Origin of the sequence: Microcoleus vaginatus PCC 9802 (assembly GCA_022701275.1) — a bacterium.
GTDB lineage: Bacteria > Cyanobacteriota > Cyanobacteriia > Cyanobacteriales > Microcoleaceae > Microcoleus > Microcoleus vaginatus_A.
The window spans coordinates 2,401,498-2,425,017 of sequence record CP031740.1; the positions used below are offsets into that span (position 1 = coordinate 2,401,498).

Consider the following 23,520-nt stretch of genomic DNA (forward strand, 5'->3'; position numbering starts at 1 on the left):
ACGTCGTTTTATTGGGTTGTGGTTGTTTGCCACGAGAACCGCTGGTTTTTTTTACAAACATTCTCCCTGGGTATCCCAAGGAATGTTGGCGAAAAAAACCCTGAGTTTCTCCAGATTTATGATAATCTCTTCAATTCGTTCTTTTGACTGGGTATCAGGTGAAGTAATTTCATGCAGATGCTTAAGAGACTCTTTACATTTTGCTTCAACTGCATCCGCACCTTTCTCAAAGGCTGTGGCTGTCTCTTGCCAATACTGGTCGATTCCTTCTAAGAATTTATCAACAATACCCTGTTTTTTGAATTGTTGGTGAATTTCTTTTGCTAACCGCTTCTGCCAAGCTTCCCCAAAACGATTCCACACAAAAGAAGCCAGTCCAGCAGCTAAACCGATCCCTAGAACTATTGGGCCACCAATCGCAGCTACGAAAGAAATTACTGCTGCCGTGCCACCACCGATACTAATACCAAGTGCTGACAAAAGACTGACTAATTTCGCTACTAAGATATAGCTGCCAAGATTGCCAAGGCCTGCTGCCCAAGCGGCTAAGGCACCATAAGCACCTAATCCCGCTATCCCACCAAGAAAAGCTCCTTTTGTATCGAAGGGAATAGAGACTACTGTTCCGTCTTTGTTGGGAAGCTTAGGTACTGGGTATTTTTCCAGAAAAGCGTCAATCTCAGCCTTGAGTTTTTCAGAATTGACACTAATCCGATTTTCTACATGACTTTGTAGCAGATCGAGTAAATAACCGCGAGCGTATTCTTGAGCCTCTTTCTGTTTGTCGTATCTCTGGCGAATCATTTGTTCTATGGAATCTACATCAATCTGTTTTTCCGCATAGGTCTGAAATGATTTGCGAGTATCTTTCTCTAATTCCTTAATTTGTTTGCTCACTTGACTGCGTTTTTGCCGCATTTCTCGCTGACGTTCAGGTTCATTTTTCTCCGCTTTCTCAAGCTCTTTTCGATACTCCTCTATTTTTGCAACAGTTGTTTGATATTGCTCAATCGAGTTAGCGTATTCTTGGTTTTTGTCCTTTTTGACCGCATTAATTTCGCGGTCGATACGAGAGATGACTGTTTTAGGAAGAGTCTCGCAGAGGAGTTGAGTTAAATCATCAAAGAGACGCTGACAGCGCTCCGGCCTTTCTGACCAGAAAGTGAAGAAACGCTTTTGCACATCTTCCTTCGTAATATCCCGCTTTGTTAGCTTCCGACGAAACTCTATAGCAGTTTCATCAAGTTCTTTATACAGTCTGGCTGAAGCTTTATTGAGAATTTTGGGAAGCTCATCGTCAGGGATACTCGGATCTGCGTGTGTCGCCACAATAAAGAAATTGCCTAGCGTCGGAAAGTCATTGCATTCATTCTCTGGGGCCGGCAACAAACGCAGCAAATTCCGAAGTCGCACCATATCTTGACCATTGATGTGACCCTTGGCAGGAGAAGCATAAAGCAAGACATTAGCAATCTTGGTGGCACTATTAGCTTTCTCAACATCCTTTGATACTTCATCTTGTTTATCAGAGTAACCGGGAAGGTCAATCAGGTTACACGCTCTTAACAAAGGAGCATCTACATAAACTATAGCTGTATGTCCGCCGTCATTGCTGTCGTCAGAGTCATCATATTGGTGTACGCCATATTTTTCTAGCAGGTCAAAGGAGCCGAATTGCAAAAAATGCTTCTGACAACGCTCCCGATCCTCTAAATATAGGAAGTCAAAATTTAGCTTGCCGTTTTCATCTTGCCAAAATTTCTCCTCAATAATTCCCACGTTTCCATCAAACCATTCGGGGCGACTTTCCACATGACAAACAATGGTAATGACTCTTGTTGCAGGCTGATAGCCTGTTGGCAATACTTTTTGACCTAAAAGAGTATTAGCAAGATAGGATTTACCAGAGTCAAATGCTCCTGTCAAGACAACATTTGGTTTTTGGTAATACTGGTTAATTTGTTCTTGCAGAGCGTTAGGTTTACGTAGTTCCGTTGGCAATTCTAGCCAAGGTAAAAAAGAATTTTCATCGATATACTGATTAAGTAAATTTAGCCGGCGATAAAGTTCAGCGTAGGGACTGCCTGGTTCAATTCCTGGGAGTGGAGGTATTTCCTCTGACATGGCAGTTGTAATGTCAACACCTAATATTTGCAGCCATTTTACTGCCATTCCCATCGGAACTTTTGCAGGGAAATGCTCATAATTTTTAACCTGATCTACAGAAATGCCGATCCCGCTGGCAACTGATTCTGGACTGATACCTTTCTGTTCCCGATAGCGTCTAAAATTAATGTTCATAGCATTCTGCTACCCGCTAGTTTAACCCACAAGAAGTTATTGGTTTTTTATAATTATCTTCTAATTATAAATTTATCGAAGTAATAAAATGTCAAATTTTATCAGCAATTGAGACGAGCGATATGTCTGAATTGGTCAGAAATGTCAGAAAATGTCATAAAAAGTCTGATAAAATAAGAAAAAACCCTACACCACTCGACCAATGGACGTTAAAGAAGTCTTGAGATTTGCCGAGGAGCTGGTTTTCGCCAAAACAGGAGAACACTTGGACGATCTGCAAGAAGCTATCTTGCGGGGTGCATGGAAAGGTCAAAGATACTCTAAAATTGCAGAAGAATTTCACTGCACTGAAGGTCATGTCAGAAATGTAGCCTCTGAATTATGGCAAGTTCTCTCTAATGTCTTAGGTGAAGAACTCAATAAATCAAATTTTAAAACAACATTAGAAAGATGTCGATTCTCAATTATTTCATCAAAGTTTGCGAAAGACTGTACACAAATTAATAATGTCAATGTTTGTGGAGACACTTTGCAACCTCCCGAAGTTCCAAAAGAACGATCGCCCTCAACCCCCACCTCAGACACCTCCCAACCCCAAACCAGACTAGACTTAGCAGACGCACCTCATATTTCATTATTGTGCGATTCGCCTGATGGCGATAGCTTCGCTTCACGCACATCCGAACTCGCCACCCTCGAAAAATCTATCGTCGAAGACAAGTGCAACCTTGCAGCCATATTAGGAATAAGCGGCATTGGCAAAACCGCACTTTCCCTCCACCTAATACAAAAAATTCAGCATAACTTTGAATGCGTCATCTGGCGAAGTCTCCGCCACTCCCCACCCTTAGAAACTACCCTAAAAACTCTGCTAGAATTTCTCTTAAATAAACCAGCAATCGAACTCTCTAGCAGCATCCCCGATCGACTTTCCCTGTTAATGGAATATCTGCGAAAAAACCGCTGTCTCATCATCTTCGACGACGTGCAAACCATTCTCAGCAGCGGACAACTAGCAGGAAATTACCGCCCAGAATGCGAAAATTACAGCATTCTATTCAGACAAATCGGAGAAACAACCCACAACAGTTGTTTAATCCTCAACAGTTGGGAACCACCCAGAGAAATTACCGCCTTAAAAGGTGAAAATTCCCCAGTGCGCGCCTTGCAACTCAAAGGCATAGGTATAGCCTCTACCGAAATTTTCCGACATAAAAGGTTACTCAATCCCGAAAAATGGGAAAACCTAATTAACGCCTACCGAGGCAATCCATTGTGGTTGAAAATAGTCGCCACCACGATTCAGGAAATATTCCGAGGTAGGGTTGCAGAATTTTTAAAATATGATAGGCTATTCTTAGGGGAAGAATTGGCAGCAACATTGCACCCGCAGATAAATCGTTTGTCAGAATTAGAGAAAAAGCTAATCTCCCAGCTCAGCCACGAAGTGAATCCAGTTTCAATAGAGCAGTTGCTAAAAGATGCGGATTTATCGCCCTCCGAGTTATTCAACGGGCTGCAATCTTTGGGGAGGCGATCGTTCGTTGAAATAGAAGAACAGGAGAATGAAACGCTATTCAGCGTTTGTCCTGTGGTGAAACAATATGTGGTTTCAAATCCAGTTAATTAGCCACGATATCTGTAGGGACACGGCAATGCCTTGTCCCCAATTTTGAGGACACGGCAATGCCGTGTCCCTACCGGCAGCGATGATTTAATATGAAATATGAATACTGCTGAACCTTCATTAACTAAAACAGAATTAAGAAAATCGCTCCTCAACACCCGCAAATCCCTATCAGCACAAGAATGGAGACAAAAGAGCGATCGCATCTGCAATCACCTACAAAACTCGCCCCAATTCACCGAAGCAAAAACAATCCTCGCCTACTTCAGTTGTCGCCAAGAACCAGATTTAAGTCCCCTATTTGTAACTCACCGCAAATGGGGATTTCCACGCTGTGTCGGCAAAGAGCTATCTTGGCACATCTGGCAGCCCGGAGACGCTTTACATACTGGAGCTTATGGCATACTCGAACCCCTGCCGGATGCTCCTAAAATAGATTACTCAGAAGTAGATTTAATCCTCGTACCCGGTGTAGGCTGCGATGTTCGCGGGTATCGCTTGGGCTACGGCGGTGGCTATTACGACAGAATGCTCAGTTTAGCTGAGTGGGAATCACAAATTACGATCGGCATTATCTTTGAATTTGCCTTGCTTGCCCAACTACCAGTTGACTCCTGGGATAAACCGCTGCACGGAATTTGCACGGAAAGCGATTTGACAATCGTACAGCAAAAATCAAGAAGGTCGATCGAGCAATAAATTTTCAGAAATTATCCCTAGATCCATGTTTATATATATTCTATTTAGGACTTGCACAAGTCTTTTTGAATCTAGAATCTAACACCTAAAATCTAAAATACTATGGCCCAGCGCTACGTTCGAGTAAAAACAACACAAGGACACATCCATTACGGTTTACTGCAACTCAGCCACAGCGTTCAAGTATTTGATGCACCGCCCTGGTTAAAAGGACAACCAACCGATTTGGAACTTTCACCAGATACTTACCAAATTCTCGCCCCGTGTTCTCCCTCAAAAATTGTAGCCGTAGGCAAAAATTATGTCGATCACGCCGCCGAGATGGGAACCCCAGTACCGGAAGAACCCCTGCTGTTTTTCAAGCCTCCGAGTGCTGTCATCCGTGCTGGTGCAGCGATTCGCTATCCACAGCAGTCGGAAAGGGTAGACTACGAAGGAGAATTGGCCCTGGTAATTGGCGAACATTGTACCAACTGCACTCCCGAACAAGCACATAGCAAAATTTGGGGCTATACGATCGCCAACGACGTAACAGCCAGAGATTTGCAAAAGCGGGACAACCAGTGGGCGAGGGCCAAAGGGTTCGATACATTTTGTCCGTTGGGGCCTTGGATTGTCCGCGAACTGAGTCCTGCTGCACAATTGCAGACTTTTGTCAATGAGAGCGAGCGACCGGTACAGTCATCCCAGATCGATCGCATGGTATTTTCGCCAGACTTTCTCGTCTCCTACATCAGTCAAGTAATGACCCTAATTCCAGGCGATGTGATACTGACTGGAACTCCGCAAGGAGTAGGGCCGCTACAAATAGGCGATCGAGTCCGCATCGAAATAGAAGGCATTGGCAGCCTTGAAAATACAGTTGTCAGTTGTTAGTAGCTGTTGGGAATTGGAAATTGGTAATTAGAACCAACAGTCAACAGTCAACCGTCAACTGCCAATTGACTAACGTACCTGCATATAAACAGCATCCGAAAGCGGAGGAATCTCTGCATAGCGTCCCAAAAGCGACTGCACGACTGCATATACAAATGCAGCAAAAGCGCCCAAAAACACCATGTTATAAAGAGTTTCCGCAATAAATGCGACTTGGACGCCGTTAGAAAAAATCGGCAAAACCAGACCGCACAGCATCAAAACAATGTCTAAAAGAATCGCCTGCATCGCATTAAAACGAATGAAGTGACTGATGTTTTCGTTTCTAACTACTCCTAAATACAGAGCAAAGAAGATAATCAAGCTAGCAAAGGGCAAACTATAAATCTGCATCAATGGAGCTAGCGGTATCAACAACAGTTGCAGGACAGGAAACTGTTGAAACAGAAACCTGCCAAAGGCAAGCCCGTCAATCAGCGGGAGCAAATAAGGCAAAGAAGCAAAAATCCGGTCTCGAACAGTTGTAGACCCGCGCCAAGTCATAATGAACTCTCCTGAGTCGATCGATTAACTATTAATTCCATTAAACTCAGGATAACGCAGCAGCAGGGTTTGTGTTTCGACTCTGCCGGAACTTGCTTTTCACTCAGCACGGAGCAGCCTCAACTACCAACGGCAGGCTTTCTTATTTAATATTGGCAATGACGAAGCCCATTTGACACTCGTACCGATCGGGCAAATTTTCCGTAGGTTTAGCAACTGGATGTCCGCAGCGAAGCTCTCCACCGCTCCAGCGCGGTTGGCCAGTGCGATCTGCCAGCAAACAACTTTGGCAAACACACTGAGGGGCAAGCATCTGATTTTCCATTAAAATGACTAACATTTGATACCTCCGGCAGGCTTCACACCAGTAATTTCATTGTATGTCAGGAGTTGGGGACAAACCGCTTAACCTGAACACAACGTAATATTTATGTCAATGGTGCGAAATCCGTAGTAGGGTATAAGATCCCCAATTCCCAATCCCAAAATTGTCAAGAGGTTGATTATTGTGACGGACACTAACTTAGAATTCCTTTCCAAAACCGATCCGCTGATTGCCGATTTAATCGGGCAAGAGCTCCAGCGGCAACGAGACCACCTAGAACTCATCGCCAGCGAAAACTTTACCTCCGCAGCCGTAATGGCAGCTCAAGGCTCAGTGCTGACCAATAAATACGCCGAAGGACTGCCAGCGAAACGGTACTACGGCGGCTGCGAATTTATTGACGGCATCGAGCAAATCGCGATCGACCGCGCCAAACAGCTCTTTGGAGCCGCTCACGCCAACGTCCAGCCCCACTCCGGCGCTCAAGCCAACTTTGCAGTATTTTTGAGCTTGCTGGAACCCGGAGACGGAATTATGGGCATGGATTTGTCCCACGGCGGACACTTGACCCACGGTTCGCCGGTCAACGTATCCGGGAAATGGTTCAAAGCTTTTCACTACGGCGTCAGCCAAGAAACAGAACAGCTCGACTATGACGAAATTTTGGCACTTGCCAAAGAAAACCGACCGAAATTGCTAATTTGTGGCTATTCAGCATATTCGCGAATTATCGACTTTGAGAAGTTTAGAGCGATCGCCGACGAAATCGGAGCCTACCTGCTCGCCGACATCGCCCACATCGCCGGGTTAGTCGCCACAGGGCACCACCCCAACCCCCTCCCCCACTGTCACGCAGTCACCACCACCACTCACAAAACCCTGCGCGGCCCCCGTGGTGGCTTGATTATGACTAATGACCCGGAATTAGGTAAAAAGTTTGACAAAGCTGTGTTCCCCGGCACTCAAGGTGGCCCCTTAGAACACGTCATTGCGGGCAAAGCAGTAGCTTTCGGCGAAGCCTTAAAGCCTGAATTTAAAACTTATTCCGCTCAAGTAATTGAAAATGCGCGCGCTTTAGCTGCACAGTTGCAGCAGCGGGGTTTAAAACTCGTTTCCGGCGGCACGGACAATCACTTAATGCTAGTTGATTTGCGATCGGTAAATATGACAGGCAAGCAAGCGGACCAATTAGTCAGCGGTGTGAATATTACTGCTAATAAAAATACCGTGCCTTTCGATCCGGCATCGCCCTTTGTCACCAGCGGTTTGAGACTCGGTTCGCCGGCGATGACCACCAGGGGAATGGGAACAGCAGAATTTACCGAGATTGGCAATATTATTGCCGATCGCCTGCTAAATCCAGATGATGAAAGCGTCGCCGCCGACTGCCTGCGTCGAGTAGCAGCACTGTGCGATCGCTTCCCCTTATATCCCCACTTGTACTTGAAAGTGCCGGCATTAGCTTAATTTTCCTGATCGGCAATGGGAAATTGGTAGTTGGAAGTGTACGGGTAAAAGGGTAAAAGAGCACGAAAAGATTGAGAGTTGCCGGTAGCGATATTGACAAGCGGTTTTCACCAAAAATATCGATCGCCAATACGGTTTTTAGTAAAGATATTTGTCGGGCGGGGCTGGTTTGACTAACGGTATTTGTCGGTTGCGAAAGATACCGCTCAACTGAGCTCGCTCGCCAAATATTGATTTTTTTGCTCGCGAAAGAGTCGATATTTCCAATCGTTAATTCGAGAGTTATGAATGAAAAACCTCACAATTCGCCCCAGGGCAACTGCCATTGCGGCAAATCTCCGACTCCCAAACCCCCAGTCGCTCTTCAAGATGTTTCCTTGTTATAAGCCATCTGAAATGTAGTAGACTCTGCCTGACAGCCTAATTGCCCCGCACTATTTAAAATTGATTTCAGATGCCGTACCAGTATCTGTACCACATACTCGCTTTTCTGGTTTCTGCGATCATCGTCCTCTGGAGTACGCCAATAGTCAAAAAAATTGGTCTCAAAAGCGGGCGAGTCGATCGGCCAGGCGAGCGAAAAGTCCACAAGCGCCCGATGGTGCGCCTGGGAGGAGTTTCCATCTTTCTCGGCACTATCACTGCCCTCTTATTTGTCTGGCTCTCAGGAGGCTTCATCGATGCTAACGGACAAGTTCTCAATCCCAAAGACGAATACGAAATTTGGGGAGTCACCCTCGGTGGCATCGGATTCTTCCTCATCGGTTTAGCAGACGACCTATTTTCGCTCTCGGCATTAAAACGCTTGCTCATGCAAATTGGCGTATCCAGCATCGTTTGGATGGCAGGCGTACAAATTGAGTTTCTCACAGTTCCCTCCCTGGGATTGACTAATATTGGCTGGCTGAGCTTGCCAATTACCGTGATTTGGCTTGTAGGCATGGCGAATGCCATCAACTGGATTGACGGTTTGGACGGTTTAGCTGCCGGAGTTTCAGGGATTGCAGCAGTTGTAATGCTGATTGTCAGTCTGGCGATGCACCAACCGGCGGCGGCCCTGATTGCAGCGGCTTTAGCTGGCGGGGCCTTGGGATTTCTGCGCTACAACTTCAATCCGGCTCAAATCTTTATGGGAGATGGCGGGGCTTATTTTATCGGGTTTACTCTTGCTGGAGTGGGAGTAATTGGGTTAGTTAAAACTACGGCTGTTACTTCTGTGTTGCTGCCATATTTAATTTTAGCTGTACCGATTTTAGATATGTCGGCGGTGATTCTCGATCGACTTCGCAACGGCAAGTCACCGTTTATTGCTGACAAGCGCCACCTCCACCACCGACTTCTACAAGCCGGACTATCCCATCGATTTGCGGTTTTATTTATTTACTCGCTGACACTGTGGGTAGGAAGTTTAGCCCTAGCTTTTTCGCTTCCCAGCGGCGTAATTTACGCTATGGGTGCAACAAGTTTGCTGGGATATGCTAGCTGGAAAGTTTGGAGACACGCTAGGTGAAGGAAGAAGGAAGAAGGAAGAAGGAAGAAGAAAGAAGGAAGAAGGAAGAAGGAAGAAAGAATAAAAATAATTTCTAATGCCCCATGCCCAATTCCCCAATTCCCCAATTCCCCAATTCCCCAATTCCCCAATCTAAAATCCGAAATCTAAAATCTAAAATCTAAAATCGAATAATGGTTGCTGAAATTATTTGTGTTGGCACTGAATTGCTGTTAGGCGATATTCTTAATAGCAATGCCCAGTTTTTAGCCAAAGAATTAGCGAGTCTGGGAATCCCTCACTACTATCAAACAGTGGTGGGGGATAATCCAGAACGCATCAAACAAGTGTTAGAAATCGCTGTCAGCCGATCGCAGCTTTTGCTCTTCACCGGAGGCCTGGGCCCCACACCAGACGATCTGACAGTCGAAACGATCGCCGATTTTTTTGGGGTTCCTCTCATCGAAAAGCCGGAAATTATTGCCGATATCGAATACAAATTTGCCCAGCGGGGACGCACCATGAGTCCCAGCAATCGCAAACAAGCTTTAATTCCAGAAAGTGCGGACATTCTGCCGAACCGCAGCGGTTCTGCACCGGGCATTATTTGGCAGCCGGTTTCTAACGTGACAGTAATGACATTCCCGGGCGTACCGGCGGAAATGCACTTGATGTGGCAAGAAACCGCGGTTCCTTACCTGAAAAATGCCGGCTGGTGCAGCGCAACTATTTACAGCCGGACATTAAAATTTTGGGGGATTGCTGAGTCGGCATTGGCCGAAAAAGTAGATAGTTTTCTGAATTTAACTAATCCTACTGTAGCTCCCTACGCCAATCACGGCGAAGTCAAACTGCGGATTTCGGCCCGCGCGGAGTCGTCCCTGGCTGCGAAAAACTTGATTGAGCCGATCGAACAACAATTGCGCCAAATTGCGGGCTCGGACTGTTACGGTGCTGATAGCGATACCCTGGCTTCGACTGTGGGCCAATTGTTGCTGGATGCGGGGCAAACTCTTAGCGTGGCTGAATCCTGCACCGGAGGAGGATTGGGGGCGATGCTAACTGGAGTTCCCGGCAGTTCATGCTACTTTTTAGGTGGGATAATTTCTTACGACAATCGGGTCAAAGAAGGATTATTAGGTGTTAATCCACAAGATTTAGCGGAATTTGGGGCAGTCAGCCACCAAGTGGCAAAACAAATGGCTGCGGGAGTTCGCGCCAGCCTCAATACCAATTGGGGATTGAGCATTACAGGCATCGCCGGGCCCGGAGGCGGCACAGATGCTAAACCAGTGGGACTGGTTTATGTTGGTTTAGCAGGGCCCCACGGCGACGCAGAAAGTTTTGAATACCGCTTTGGCGATGCCAGAGGCCGCGATTGGATTCGGAATCTGAGTAGCTGTACGGCGCTCGATCGGCTCCGCCGTAAATTATTGTTGGCAAAAGCGTAGAAAAAATCCTACGGTTGGTCAATTGTCAACAGTCAACCCTAAGCTTAAGCTTTATTTAACACTCTCTACTCCGAGATAGTTCGGCAATATTCCGCTGGCCTATTGATTATCTGTAAAGATTCGTTATGATAATAAGATAGGACTGATTGGCCAATATACTGACTCTCTCCATTGCTCAAAATAACCAGCAAGTGAGAAAGCAAGTTTGACCTTTGGTTTCAAAGTCGTGCTTGCTTATTTTCAGATATTTAGCCGTTGGTTTAGCAATCTAGACTATAAAAAAAGGAGCTATCCGTTCAATGGAAGACATTGAAAAGGTGCTGGAACAAATTAAAGAATGGGTTCGCAAGCTGATAGAAGGACTGCTGAGTCCCGAACCTGAACCGGAACTAGAACCGATTCGTATACCTGTCAACCAACCGAGGAATCGCAGGTAGTCGGGACTGAATTAGAAGTTTGAGGTTTGAGGTTTGAGGTGGCAGACTGGTTCTAAATCTCATGTCAAAACTCTCATAGTTTTTGTTGCGCTGGAAATTTTAAAATTGTTAAATATCCTGGTACTTCACGGCCCTAATCTGAATCTATTGGGTCAGCGAGAACCTGGAGTTTATGGTTCTGCGACTTTAAATGATATCAACAAGTTGCTAGAACGAGAAGCGCAAGCCCTCCAGGTGCAAGTCTCAATTCAGCAGTCGAATCATGAAGGGGTCTTGGTGGATGCAATTCACTCGATGTTAGGGCAGCACCAAGGCTTATTGATTAATGCTGGAGCTTATACTCATACGAGTGTGGCAATTAGAGACGCGATCGCCGCAGTGAATATCCCTGCGGTAGAAGTTCATCTGAGCAATATTTACCGGCGGGAAGCTTTTCGGCACCACTCGTTTATCGCAGCGGTGGCGATCGGGCAAATCAGCGGTTTTGGCTCAGAAAGTTATCGGTTGGGGTTGCAAGCTCTAGTTAGTTACCTGATTAAAAATTAAAAATTTACCGATTGTAGCGATCGGATGAGGGCAGGTTTTAGATGGAAAACCAGCCCTTATATGTTTGGGGTGAATTCAAATTAATCACAAGAGTTAGGCAAAGAAGCAAACCAGGAAGAATTCTAAATTACCAATTACCAATTACTAACAACTTGAGTTAAATTCAAATGCGGCATTCCCTGTTGAGCAAGTTTCAAGGAACCATCCTGGGGGCAGTTTTAGGAGACTCTATAGGCCTGCAATACCAAAGGCAACTCGTGGGTATTCCCCCCCAAACAGAAGACTTGCAGCCGATTTTACAACTGACGAAACACCAACAATTGACCTTAAGTGGGGCAACATTGGCGTTGAATTCTGTCAACAGTAAAATCCCAAGTGGCAAAGACTCATCCGAATCCGGGAGACTTGCGGTGGCGTGCGCTCAAAGTTTAATTCGGTGTAGCGGTTTAGATTTAAAAGATTGGCGCGATACTTGGGAAGCATTTGCCAAGTCGGAAATCTACCATCGGCCAAGCACTGAGTTTGAAAGCATCCTTAATCCTTGTGAAGCTGCCGTTGCGACGCTTCCTGCTGCGATGTTTTTTCACGAAAATAAAGCCAAGCTGCGAGAAAAAATCATGCTGGCGATAGAGGTTTGGCCCAACGAAAAGCAGCCAGAATGGGAAACAGCAATTTTAGCAGTAGCATATATGCTCGCCCGAGCTCTCAAAGAAAGACTTGACCCGGCAACAGCGATCGAGCAAACAATTGCCTACGTGAAAACAGATCATGGCTTAACAGAGCTGCTACTGCAAGTACAAATACTATTAGAAAAGGGAGCCGATTTAGAAACAGCCACAACTCACCTGTGCAAAAGCGCCACAGCTTTGCGAGAAAGACAGGACGAGGGCAAGAAAAAATCACACACCAACTCAATTATCAACCCGGGAATTTTCATTCCCATTGCCGTAGCTTTCTACTGCTTCTTGAACACCCCAGAAGATTTACGCTTGTCAGTGGTGCGGGCGGCCCGCTGCGGCATAGCCGGGCAACTCACCTGCGCTTTGACGGGAGCTTTGTCTGGAGCATACAACGGTGTTGCTGCGATTCCTGTAGAATGGCGACAAGTATCTTCGGCTGCGCTTACATCGGTGCCGCTAGCTGAGGGCCCTGAACCCTCGGTCTGGGAAACCCGCAGCGATGCAAAAATTGTAGAGTTAGCAAATAACCTGTTTGCTGTTTGGGCGGGAGTTTACAGGCCCGATGCCACCCAGGATTCCGCAGCACTAGCCCGAGCGGTGGCTGCACCTTATGTCATTAGACCTCGTAATATATAAAAAAGTTTTGAGCTTTTCATAGGGAGGGGTAAGCAGAAATTAGCACTTAGCAATTAGTAAGCCAAAAGCGCAAGTGGAAGGAGAGCGACAATTAAATATTAAAAACTCAAAAATTAAATCGGACGCGCCTGCCCCAAAAAACAGGGTTTCAACGAGAATATGGGGTTGGGAAACGAAGCATTTACGGAGAAACAGGGTTTGTAGGCCTCGCGCGCGAGTTCTGTTCAAGATGGACAAGGGAAGGAAAAAAGGTGCTTGCGTTGTTGGTCACAGTCAGGAAACCCAACTGCTGGCCATAGTCAGGCAAAGTAGGCTGGGGGGTTGAATATTCAGCCAGGGTAGTTCGCATAAAATCAATCAAGATGCATAGTCAGAAATTCTGACAAAGCTGCTGGATAACAGTGATATATCTTCGACACAAATGAATACGCTCTCCTCATTGATGCGGCAGATTGAGCAGCTAGGGGCTGCGCGCTCACTGCGCCAACACATTGCTAAAGTGCAAAATGTCGGCAGCAAAGCAGATACCTCACGCGCTGGCGGGTCTCTCCTGAGCCGTTTGTCGCGCCAGAAATGGGATTTGCCCGAGACTTTTACTACTAGATTTACAAGTAAAGCCTCCAAATCAAGCCTCAAAAATCAAGCTCGTTCCCCTATGTTGGCGCTGGTCGCGGTAGTTTCCCTAAGCAGCACTCTGGGCCACCGCTTCTACAACCAGCCGAAACTGGATGTGGGGACGAAAGCTCCTCAGACGATTAAGGCTCCTGCTAGTGCTAGCATCCCTGATTACAAAACTACTGAAGAACAGCGGAAAGCAGCGCGGATCGGAGCTGTAGCGATGTTAATGCTCGATCCAGCAGTTGACGGACAAATTTATCGAGAATTACAACAATTTTTGCAGCAGGGAAGCGAGCTGCGGGAAGCGGTAGGCCCGTTTCCGTTTGCGAGTCCCTCGGTGCTCTCAAATACGGCTCAGGTTTACTTGCGGGGCTGTCCGGAGTGGGAGTGGCGATCTATTGTGGCGCAAGCGGGTGACACAAGTGCAACTTCCGAGCGATTGAGTTTGGATTCCCCCGCAATTGCTGCGGCAACAGATAACAAGTCTCAGCAAGATGCTATCGCTCAACTGCAAGCTTACAGCCGATCGGTCCGGGCAGCAGAGTTTCAAAGCCTGACAGACAGTATTTCCTCTGCTCGCCGCCGCTATCTCCATGCTGTGGAGGCGCTGGGAGAACCATCGGTTTTGGGGCTCCCACAGATTTACGATACTTCGCTGTTTGATTTGTCGGATGCAGCTTGGCAGAAAACCCAAACCGGTATGAGTCGGGCGGCAAAAAGGATGGTGGCTCAAGGTATCCCGCAGGGGTTGCCAAAGGAGATTTTGAAAGAAGCTGTGAAGTTGCAAGTGGCTGAGGAAGTGCCGTTAGAGTCCCAAGCTTTGGCGGTTGAGGGTTTAACAGCCATTTTGCAGCCAAATCTGGTGAGAGATCCGGAGGAAACCAAAGAGTTAGCTGAATTAGCGGCGCAAAAGGTGAAACCGGTGATGATCGCAGTCGATCGGGGCGAGATAATTGTTGCACAAGGACAAGAGATCTCGCAGCAGGATTTCGTGTTGCTGGACTATTTTGGTTTAAGCCGGCGGGGGGTAAATTGGCTGGGGCTGACGGGTTTTGTTTGTTTAGTCGCGGGGGCAATTGCGATCGTACTGCTGGTGGAAAGGCACTACCGCTTGCGCCGCAGAGATCATTTGCTATTGCTGCTGCTGACTTTGAGCGCGCCGGTGCTGGTGAGTTTGGGGCTGCCTTGGACGAGTTTGCCCGCGATCGGGATTTTAGCGGGCGGCTTCTACGGTTCGGCGGTAGGAGTGACTGTGGTGGGGCTGCTGTCGGTGGTGCTGCCCGTTGGCTTAAATGTGGAGTTGATTCATTTAGTCGCTAGCGGGGCGGGGGGATTGCTGGGCGCTTTTATGGCCGGGCGGCTGCGATCGCGCGAGGAATTGGCTCTTTTGGGCTTGGCTCTTGGGTTGACTCAGGGCACGGTTTATCTGGTGGGAACTTTGATTGCCAGCGCCGCTGTCGGTGCGATTTGGTACGTCGTGCTCGGTACTGTGGGCGCGCAAAGTTTGGCCGGTTTGGCTTGGAGCGTTGTGGCGATCGGCATCAGCCCTTATTTGGAACACGTTTTTGACTTGATTACGCCGACTCGGCTGGCGGAACTTGCCAATCCCAACCGCCCGCTGTTGAAGAAATTGGCTGCCGAGGCTCCGGGGACTTTTCAGCACACGCTGTTTGTGGCGAGTTTGGCGGAGGCTGCGGCCCGGGAACTCGGCTGCAATGTTGAGCTGGTCAGAGCTGGGACATTATACCACGATATTGGAAAAATGCACGACCCCCTCGGATTTTGTGAAAATCAAATGGGCGGGGGTAACAAACACGATGAAATTAATGACCCTTGGGCGAGCGCGGAGATTATTAAAAAGCACGTTAGCGAGGGCTTGGTGATGGCGCGGAAGCATCGATTGCCGAAGGCAATTCAGGCGTTTATTCCCGAGCACCAAGGTACAATGTTAATTGCTTATTTCTACCACCAAGCGCAGCAAATTGCTGCAAAAGAAATAGAAGATTTAAAGATTGCTTTGCCAGATGCGAATAATTCAAAGTTAGCAATCGCAAGTCGCCAAGTGAGGGAGGAGGATTTTCGCTACGATGGGCCGATTCCGCAGTCGCGGGAAACGGGGATTCTGATGCTGGCGGATTCTTGCGAGGCTGCTTTGCGATCGCTCAAGGATGCTACTCATGAAGAGGCTTTGAATATGGTTAATCGGATTTTGAGGGCTCGCTGGCAGGATAATCAGTTGATGGATTCGGGTTTAACGCGGGAGGATATGTCTCTAATTGCGGAGATTTTTGTGCGGGTTTGGGAACAGTTCAATCACAAGCGGATTGCTTACCCTAGTGCAGTTTTTACTCCTAGGTAGGAGGAAATTTTTAGTTAGGGAAAATCAGCTCGCATTTCAGTTGTGAATGAGATTTCATTGCGATTTGCCCCGCGAATAACGATGCACTTCAGAATTGTCGCTGACAATTACCACAGGTTGTTTGATTCCTCAAAACTCCGAAGAGTCGATATCTCTTTCGCCGGCTAGGTGCGATCGCAATTTTTGCCAGTCTTCGGCATCGATCGCATTTGCAAAAGCGATGATAGTATCTACAACCGCAGCGCCGTCAACAATCCAGCGGATTTGGGGCCGTTCCTACATCACAAATAAATTTGGTGAGTTGTGAGTTCAAAAGATTTTAATTTTTAACCGCCGATGAACGCGGATAAATGCCGATTGTTTATCTTAATTCTATCCTTTGACTCCCGCAGCAGTTTCTGTTGGCACAATGTATTTTTGCAAGAGCAAAAATAGCCCTAAAACGGGAACAATAGAAATAATAGAACCCGCCGCAACTAAACGCCAATCTAAAGAAAAGGTCCCGGCTAAATTGGCTACCCCTAAAGGTAAAGTGTAATATTCCGGTCTGTCTAAAACTAGCAGCGGCCACAGAAAGTCGCTCCAAGAACCGATAAATACGAAAATTCCTAGAGTGACTAAAGCTGGCTTAATTGCCGGAATCATGACGTGCCACCAAATGCCTAATTCACTGCAGCCGTCGATGCGGGCGGCTTCTTCTAGTTCTTTGGGAACTGCTAGGAATGCTTGTCGCAATAAAAATATGCCGAAGGCTGAGGCTAGTCCGGGAAAGATTACCCCTAAATAACTATTTTTTAGTCCGAGTTGTACAGTCAATATGTATAGGGGAATCATGACTATTTGGAAGGGAATCATGATTGTGGAAATGATTGTGATTAAGATGGCTTCGCGGCCGCGAAATTTGAGTCGGGCTAAGGGGTAAGCGGCGAGGGCGCAAAAGAGGACGTGGATGCTAACTGTGAGGCCGGCAATTAGGGTGCTGTTGAACAGGTAACTGCCGAAGGGGTTGGTTTGCCAAACTTTGATGAAGTTTTCGAGGGTTGGCTGTTGTGGCCACAGTTGCGGGGGAAATTGAAAGATGTTTTCGTTGGGGGATTTGAGGGAGGTACTGAGCAGCCACAGCAAGGGAAACAGCATTAAAAGTGCGATCGCGCTCATGATGCTGTACGTCCACAGGGTGCTCCACGGCGAGGGAGTGTTGTTTGGGGAATTTGGTTTTTTAGTTTTGAGATTGTTCATTGTTGGGATATGATAATAAGTCCTTGCTTCGTGAGAAGCCTTGTTGTCCATAAGGGGATTATTGCCATGAAACCGTTTATTTACGAAACTATGTACATTCTGCGCCCTGATTTGGGTGAGGAAATGACAGACCAGGCGATCGCTAAATATCAAACTATTTTGCGCGATCAAGGTGCTGAAAGCATCGAAACTCAGCACCGTGGCAAGCGCCGTTTGGCTTACGAAATCGGCAAGCACCGGGACGGAGTATACGTTCAAATGAACTATACAGCTCCGGGCGCTGCAATTTTTACCCTGGAGCGCGCGATGCGTCTGAGCGAAGAAGTGATTCGCTATTTGACAATCAAGCAAGATGTGCCCGATGCACCTGAAGCGGAAGCGGAAGCTGAAGTCGCCGAGTAGCATTCGTGTCAACTTAAGGTCTTATGTAGTACCACTCTACTGTGTGACGATTAGGGCCGCTTATGCCCCGGCACGCCTTTCTTAAGGGCTACCCTGTACACACAACTTGAAAAACTAACGTCAGAGCCTTTCCCTCCCCCTGGCATCCTCCTGAAAAAGAGGCTAGGGGGATCTCTGTAATTGTGGGTACAGCATAGTTTCTTAAGGGCGGGACTTGATGTTAATTGAAATTATAAGTAGGTAAGCGGGATTAAACCGAGCTATGTAACAATATGTAAACAGGGCTAACTTAGCCATGCTTAGGGATAAGGATACTTTACAATCCTTAATATAAGTGTGTTTTACAGCGCCTACCTACTTACTAGATTTACAAAATTACGAAAGTGCTTTAATGTTTAAACAGTGAGGATTAAATGCTGCCTAAAAAGACTTCATGATTAGAAAAACCCTTCATAGGTTCATCACGTTAGTATTAGCAGGATTTCTATTGGCGATTAGTGGCGAGTGCTGGACATCGCAAACTTTAGCACAAATCCCTCCTCATGTTTTTTATGTTGCACCAAATGGCAGTGATACAAATAACGGTTCACTTGAGCATCCTTGGTCAACAATTAATCACGCAGCGGGGGTATTAAAAGCGGGTGAAACAGTTTATATTCGGGGGGGAAATTATCGCCTCACCGAACAAATTCAAGCTAAAAATTCAGGGACAGAAAAGGCTTGGATTACTTATCGAGCCTATCCTGAACAACGGGTTATTATTGATGCGGATGCAGTTAAAGTAGAGCCTCCCTCTGGTAAGAAATCCCATTATCCTCATGATCAAGGTGCATTTTTGTTACAAAATGTTAGTTATATTAAAGTCGAAAATTTAGAAGTTATTAATTCCCATAATTCTGGGATTACAGTTAGAAATAGCCATTTTATTAACCTTTATAATAATAAAACAGAAAATACATTTTCCCCAGGTATTGGTGTTTGGTGGGGTGATCACTATAAAGTAATGGGAAATACGGTTATTAATGCAAACGATCTGAAGATGGCTGACTTTTTAAATGATTTCCCAGAAGCTCCCCATGAAGCAATTTCAATCGGTGGGGTTGAAAATTTTGAAGTTGCTTATAACTTAGTTAAGGATGGGAAAAAAGAAGGGATTGATGTTAAAGAAAAGAGTAAATATGGAACCGTCCATCATAACTATATTCACCACATGGCACGACAGGGATTATATGTTGATAGTTGGTTTGGAGTCTTAGAAGATGTTGAGGTCTTTAATAATGTTGTTCATGATTGTAATGGAGCAGGATTTGCTTTAGCAGTAGAAGGAGGAGCAGAAGCAAAAAATATTCGATTTCACCATAACTTAATTTATGATAACTGGGGAACCGGAATTCTCTTTGCCCGATGGGGAAATGATGGGTTACGGCATAATATTAAAGTTTATAATAATACGGTTCATCATAATGGTTATGGTAAACCGAACCTAGGAGAAAGCTTTTTTTGGATTACTGGAGGGTTATATTTATTTTCTGATAATCTTCAAAATGTTGAAATCAAAAATAATATTTTTAGCAAGAATAGGGGATTTCAAATCGGTTATAGCGATCGCTATTTGGCGGCTAACTCTGACATCGAAAAGATTTTTCGTCAAAAAGATATTGAGATTAGCCAGAACTTAATCTTTGGAGAAAATAACACCACCCGTCCGATTTATGCTGGATGGCTTCCTGATAACTATGCTAATATCTATGGAACGAATGGAACTGCTGCAGTCAGAGAAGAACCTCAATTTGTTAATCCTGAAGAAGGGAATTTTTACTTAAAATCTCCGGTCAGTAACCCAACCCCATTAACTGCTAATTCTAAAACATCTCAGATGAGAGTTGGAGCTTTTCCCAATGGAGAAAAACCCCATTTTTGGTGGCAGGGTAAGTTCCCACCTCAATTTCCTGATTTACCCCAATAAACCCTTCATTAAAATAAGTTGTGTCTGTAATAATTAATTGTTAATAGTTGTATTAAGTACCTAAACAAAATTAATTACACAACTCAATAATAATGATTTAAGTAGGTAAGCGGGATTAAATCGAGTTATGTAACAATATGTAAACAGGGCTACCTTAGCCACGCTTAGGGATAAGGATACTTTACAATCCTTAACATAATTGTGTTTGACAGCGCCTACCTACTTAGCTACTTATTAAGTTTACTGTTAACTAAGGCAAATTCTACTTTCTTGAGAGGCAAAATTCTGCATCTATAACTCTGAACCAAACTATAAAGTTATTTTTGCCCTTGGCAATTAGGTAGCCGCTAAAATGTGGCTCTTAGAAGTGGAATATTGTCAAATTTTGCCAACTGCTGCTTGAGGTTGGGTCTGAATCAACTAGCCCAAGCTCGATCGCACTCCCTGCAACCTCGATCGAGATTCTCGCCCCATAGCCCCATTGTAAAGTTTTGTTACAATTTTAATTTGGTAGCTTTAGATACAGAATTGTCTGTTATAGTGATAGAAGAGAAGAAAAAACCAGCCCAACATTAATCTAAAGAATACCGAGGAACTCCCTATGTCTACCGAAAATCAAGCTCGCTCTCTGATGATGCGCCACCACCAACTGGTGAAGAACCGCCAGCAATCCATGCTCAACCGCACCGCCACCGAAGTCGGGATGGAAGATACGCATTACTGGGGTCACATACAAGGCAAACCGCAGCCGAGCTTTCAAGCCAGTTACGATCGCAGCAACGCCACTATGAGCTAGGGCAAGCTCAATTTCGACAATTGTCTACGAAGTTATTACCTATAATTGGGAGAAATCAGTTATGTCAACTCAAGAACAAGCCCGCACCCTGATGATGCGCCATCAACACCTCGTCAAAAACCGTCAGGAATCCATGCTGAGCCGTGTGGCTGCTGAAGTTGGTTTAGAGGCTGTCTCTCCAGCGAGTATCGATCGCAAATAACTCCTTTTTTCAACGGCGAGATAGTTGAATCGAGTTTGTTGTTTGCCAGCTAAAAATTAATAATGTCAATTACAAAACCGTCGCGACTTCTTCTTGAGTTCTAACTCTAGATTGGAAGTCGCGATTAGTTTTATGGGAATTGGGAATGGGGAATGGGGAATGGGAAATTGGGCTCCAAAGAATGGGGAATCTAAAATCTAAAATCTAAAATCGTTCGACTGAGCGCTCACGCCAAAGTCTAAAATCTAAAATCTAAAATCTAAAATGGTATAATCCCCTTTCAGCAGATTGAAGGCTACTAGGGAGGTCATCATGTCGGACTGGAAAGAAATTGACGGCGGAGTTACAGCACCCAGAGGGTATCGAGCCTCGGGAATTACAGCGGGCTTGAAGCCTTCAGGCTTGCCAGATTTAAGTTTAATTTTGTCAGAGGTAGACGCGATCGCCGCCGGAGTCTTCACCACATCGACTGTCCGGGCTGCTTGCGTGGACTACTGCCGCCAGCTTTTGCAAGCTAAACCCAGCGCGAAAGCAATTTTGTGCAATGCGGGACAAGCTAATGCTGCTACTGGCGAACAAGGTTGGGCAGATGCCCTCGAAAGTGCCAAATTGTTGGGAGAAGCGCTGAATATTCCTCCAGAATCTATTCTTTTGGCCTCCACTGGCGTCATTGGACAGCGAATTAAAATGGAGCCGCTGAGGGCGGGAATTCCGCGATTAGTCGCTGAGGCATCCGAAACTGGTTCCGCTGCGGCGGCTAAGGCTATTTGTACGACGGATTTAGTGCCGAAAACGATCGCCCTGGAAACCATGTTTGGCGATCGACCTGTCCGCATCGGCGGCATTTGCAAAGGTTCGGGAATGATTCACCCGAATATGGCAACAATGCTGGCATTTGTAACTTGCGATGCAGCAGTGTCATCGCATTTGTGGCAAGAAATGCTGAGTCGGGCTGCTAACAGAAGTTTCAATCAAATTACTGTTGACGGCGATACCAGTACCAACGATTCGCTAATTGCTTTGGCGAATGGTCAATCCCGCACACCGGCAATTACGGAAATGGGGGCAGATGCTGAAAAATTAGAAGCGATGCTGACAGAAGTTTGCGTGCATTTAGCAAAGGCGATCGCCCGTGACGGCGAAGGTGCAACTTGTTTGGTAGAAGTGCAAGTTAGTGGCGCGCTGGATGAAGTTTCTGCGAGTAAAATTGCCAAAACAATTGTCGGTTCTTCTTTGGTAAAAGCTGCTATTTTCGGACGCGATCCGAATTGGGGCAGAATTGCGGCGGCGGCTGGGCGCGCTGGTGTACCTTTCGATCAAGAGAATTTGCGGATTCAATTGGGGGATTTTTTGATGATGGAAAACGGACAACCTAAAGAGTTCGATCGCGCTGCTGCGAGTAATTATATGAAAGCGGCTGCGGAGGGGGAATATTTGAAGGCTGATACGGTTTTAATTCAGGTTAGTGTCGGGAATGGCAGCGGTTTTGCGAAAGCTTGGGGATGTGATTTGAGTTACGACTACGTGAAGATTAATGCGGAGTATACGACTTAAATAAGTCCAGGCGGTTAGAAGTCCGGGCGGTTAGAAACCGCGCCTACACAAACAAAAACAGACGAGAGAAAGTTGAAGGCAAATTTCACACAATTTAAACTAAATTTCCCCCCTTGGGGGGAAATCCAAAAATCTCAAACCTTTACTCACCGAGTTAATCTCAGCTTTTTTGCTCCTCATTTTAAAATCGCTAAAGCCCTTACAGAGATCAGCTTTTTATGATTTTAACAAAAGAGCGCTAAAAATCTTATTCAGACTAAGTTTCAAGACTTTTTAAGCTTATTATTAATAAGTCTAATATAAAGTTTGAAAACACGCCCTAACCAAAACTATCGGAGACAAACACATAGCCACCACCATACCCGACAGCATTATCCACTAATATTAAGCCCTCGTTACCCTGTGGCTCGCCACTTTGGGCAAGTCCATAATTCACCAAGCGCAACAACCGCTGCGGCGTAAATGATTCTAATTCCACAAAATTGCCTGCATCCAGCCATGCTAGTTCTTCTGTTGTTAAACTTTGCCTTACAGCCTCGGGTAATTGACGGGCGATTTGTGCCATTGTTTGAGATTGTTGCACAAACATATCACGGGTTGCTAAGATTTGACGGGGAGAAATTCCCAAATCAAAAATGGTCACCGCTTGATTCGTAAACCACTCGGGATTAGTCCGCAGTTGATTTACCAAACCAACCCCACCAGGACTCGCATTGTGCAGTGCATACACTTTTAAATCGGCATTGCGGCGCAGCATTTCAATCACGGTGTTGAAGATGCTTTGGGGATAGCCGCTGATGCTTAGAATGGCGCAGTTGTTTTCAAAATGGACGTTGTTGGCAATGAGGAATTGAGCTATTTCGTCACTGTCACAGATAATTGCGCGATCGAAGCTGTAGGCGCTAACTTCGGGATCGATGCTGGCGCGTAAAGCTTCTTGGCGAGGTGCAGGCAGCAGTTTTTCTAGTGTACCGTTCACTCTTTGCCAGCGTTGTAGCCACTCATCATTCTGCGCTGCATTGACAATAAATACTTCACTAATTTCGTGTAGGCGATTTTTTTGTGAAATGCCGAGCCAGTAGGAAAATAGCCCTAGTGTAATCGCTACGATGTATCCTGAAAAATAATCAAATATCAGGCTTCCTGAAATGCCCAGAACTAAAATAATTCCCCCTAAAATCTGGAGGAGTTTAGCATTATTTTTTCGACCGCGAATACCTTGAGCAGGAGATTTGCTGTCGTAGAAAACTCGCCATATCCAAATCAAATTGTAGAGAGCGAAGGGAATAACCACTGCGAATTGTGAC

The 23,520-nt window shown here is 45.9% G+C and carries 18 protein-coding genes and 1 pseudogene; 14 read left to right on the forward strand and 5 right to left on the reverse strand.

From position 1 onward, the window contains the following. Positions 1-51: 51 nt before the first annotated feature. Positions 52-2,301 (reverse strand): DNA-binding protein, encoded by a 2,250-nt coding sequence (locus D0A34_09880; GenBank protein UNU19136.1) that lies wholly within the window; start codon positions 2,299-2,301, stop codon positions 52-54. A 202-nt stretch (positions 2,302-2,503) separates the two neighbouring features. On the opposite strand from D0A34_09880, the gene D0A34_09885 reads away from it, so the two are divergent. From D0A34_09885 to D0A34_09895, 3 genes are all read left to right on the forward strand, one after another. Then, a complete protein-coding gene (locus tag D0A34_09885) occupies positions 2,504-3,931 on the forward strand; it encodes an ATPase (GenBank protein ID UNU19137.1) in 1,428 nt (475 codons plus the stop codon). Positions 3,932-4,027: 96 nt separating this feature from the next. Beyond that, complete coding sequence (locus D0A34_09890) at positions 4,028-4,627, forward strand: 5-formyltetrahydrofolate cyclo-ligase (GenBank protein ID UNU19138.1); 600 nt, start codon at positions 4,028-4,030, stop codon at positions 4,625-4,627. A 102-nt stretch (positions 4,628-4,729) separates the two neighbouring features. Next, the gene (locus D0A34_09895) at positions 4,730-5,503 is read left to right on the forward strand and encodes an FAA hydrolase family protein (protein UNU19139.1); all 774 of its coding nucleotides are present in this window, start codon (positions 4,730-4,732) and stop codon (positions 5,501-5,503) included. Positions 5,504-5,572: 69 nt separating this feature from the next. Here the strand turns inward: D0A34_09895 and D0A34_09900 are convergent, their stop codons facing one another. Together D0A34_09900 and D0A34_09905 are read right to left on the reverse strand one after the other, a co-directional pair. Then, the gene (locus D0A34_09900) at positions 5,573-6,046 is read right to left on the reverse strand and encodes a hypothetical protein (GenBank protein ID UNU19140.1); all 474 of its coding nucleotides are present in this window, start codon (positions 6,044-6,046) and stop codon (positions 5,573-5,575) included. A gap of 142 nt (positions 6,047-6,188) precedes the next feature. Continuing rightward, on the reverse strand, positions 6,189-6,386 hold the full coding sequence (locus D0A34_09905) for a hypothetical protein (protein UNU19141.1): 198 nt from the start codon (positions 6,384-6,386) through the stop codon (positions 6,189-6,191). 168 nt (positions 6,387-6,554) lie between these two features. Here D0A34_09905 and D0A34_09910 point away from each other — a divergent pair, with 168 nt between their 5' ends. The 7 genes from D0A34_09910 to D0A34_09940 all read left to right on the forward strand — a co-directional run bounded on the left by D0A34_09910 (position 6,555) and on the right by D0A34_09940 (position 16,054). Beyond that, positions 6,555-7,838: a serine hydroxymethyltransferase gene (locus D0A34_09910; GenBank protein UNU19142.1), complete on the forward strand. Its 1,284-nt coding sequence runs from the start codon at positions 6,555-6,557 to the stop codon at positions 7,836-7,838. A 454-nt stretch (positions 7,839-8,292) separates the two neighbouring features. Beyond that, positions 8,293-9,348 carry an undecaprenyl/decaprenyl-phosphate alpha-N-acetylglucosaminyl 1-phosphate transferase gene (locus D0A34_09915; protein ID UNU19143.1) on the forward strand — a complete coding sequence of 352 codons (1,056 nt, stop codon included), beginning with the start codon at positions 8,293-8,295 and terminating at the stop codon, positions 9,346-9,348. A gap of 173 nt (positions 9,349-9,521) precedes the next feature. Beyond that, positions 9,522-10,778, forward strand: coding sequence for a competence/damage-inducible protein A (locus tag D0A34_09920; GenBank protein UNU19144.1), 1,257 nt, complete (start codon positions 9,522-9,524; stop codon positions 10,776-10,778). Positions 10,779-11,320: 542 nt separating this feature from the next. Then, entirely contained in the window at positions 11,321-11,761 is a 441-nt protein-coding gene (gene aroQ, locus D0A34_09925) for a type II 3-dehydroquinate dehydratase (GenBank protein ID UNU22236.1), read from the forward strand. A gap of 167 nt (positions 11,762-11,928) precedes the next feature. After that, entirely contained in the window at positions 11,929-13,077 is a 1,149-nt protein-coding gene (locus D0A34_09930; GenBank protein ID UNU19145.1) for an ADP-ribosylglycohydrolase family protein, read from the forward strand. Between the two features lie 73 nt (positions 13,078-13,150). Beyond that, positions 13,151-13,402: a hypothetical protein gene (locus D0A34_09935; protein UNU19146.1), complete on the forward strand. Its 252-nt coding sequence runs from the start codon at positions 13,151-13,153 to the stop codon at positions 13,400-13,402. 117 nt (positions 13,403-13,519) lie between these two features. Continuing rightward, positions 13,520-16,054, forward strand: coding sequence for an HDIG domain-containing protein (locus D0A34_09940; GenBank protein UNU19147.1), 2,535 nt, complete (start codon positions 13,520-13,522; stop codon positions 16,052-16,054). Positions 16,055-16,426: 372 nt separating this feature from the next. On the opposite strand, the gene D0A34_09945 is transcribed toward D0A34_09940, so the two are convergent. After that, a complete protein-coding gene (locus D0A34_09945) occupies positions 16,427-17,344 on the reverse strand; it encodes a carbohydrate ABC transporter permease (GenBank protein ID UNU19148.1) in 918 nt (305 codons plus the stop codon). Between the two features lie 15 nt (positions 17,345-17,359). On the opposite strand from D0A34_09945, the gene D0A34_09950 reads away from it, so the two are divergent. From D0A34_09950 to argJ, 4 genes are all read left to right on the forward strand, one after another. Further along, positions 17,360-17,695: a 30S ribosomal protein S6 gene (locus D0A34_09950; GenBank protein UNU19149.1), complete on the forward strand. Its 336-nt coding sequence runs from the start codon at positions 17,360-17,362 to the stop codon at positions 17,693-17,695. Between the two features lie 433 nt (positions 17,696-18,128). Next, a complete protein-coding gene (locus D0A34_09955) occupies positions 18,129-19,661 on the forward strand; it encodes a right-handed parallel beta-helix repeat-containing protein (GenBank protein UNU19150.1) in 1,533 nt (510 codons plus the stop codon). A 601-nt stretch (positions 19,662-20,262) separates the two neighbouring features. Continuing rightward, positions 20,263-20,457: a hypothetical protein gene (locus tag D0A34_09960; GenBank protein ID UNU19151.1), complete on the forward strand. Its 195-nt coding sequence runs from the start codon at positions 20,263-20,265 to the stop codon at positions 20,455-20,457. A 514-nt stretch (positions 20,458-20,971) separates the two neighbouring features. After that, complete coding sequence (argJ, locus tag D0A34_09965) at positions 20,972-22,213, forward strand: bifunctional ornithine acetyltransferase/N-acetylglutamate synthase (protein UNU19152.1); 1,242 nt, start codon at positions 20,972-20,974, stop codon at positions 22,211-22,213. Positions 22,214-22,532: 319 nt separating this feature from the next. On the opposite strand, the pseudogene D0A34_09970 reads toward argJ, so the two are convergent. Further along, a pseudogene (locus D0A34_09970) lies at positions 22,533-23,390 on the reverse strand (hypothetical protein). Between the last annotated feature and the right edge of the window lie 130 nt (positions 23,391-23,520).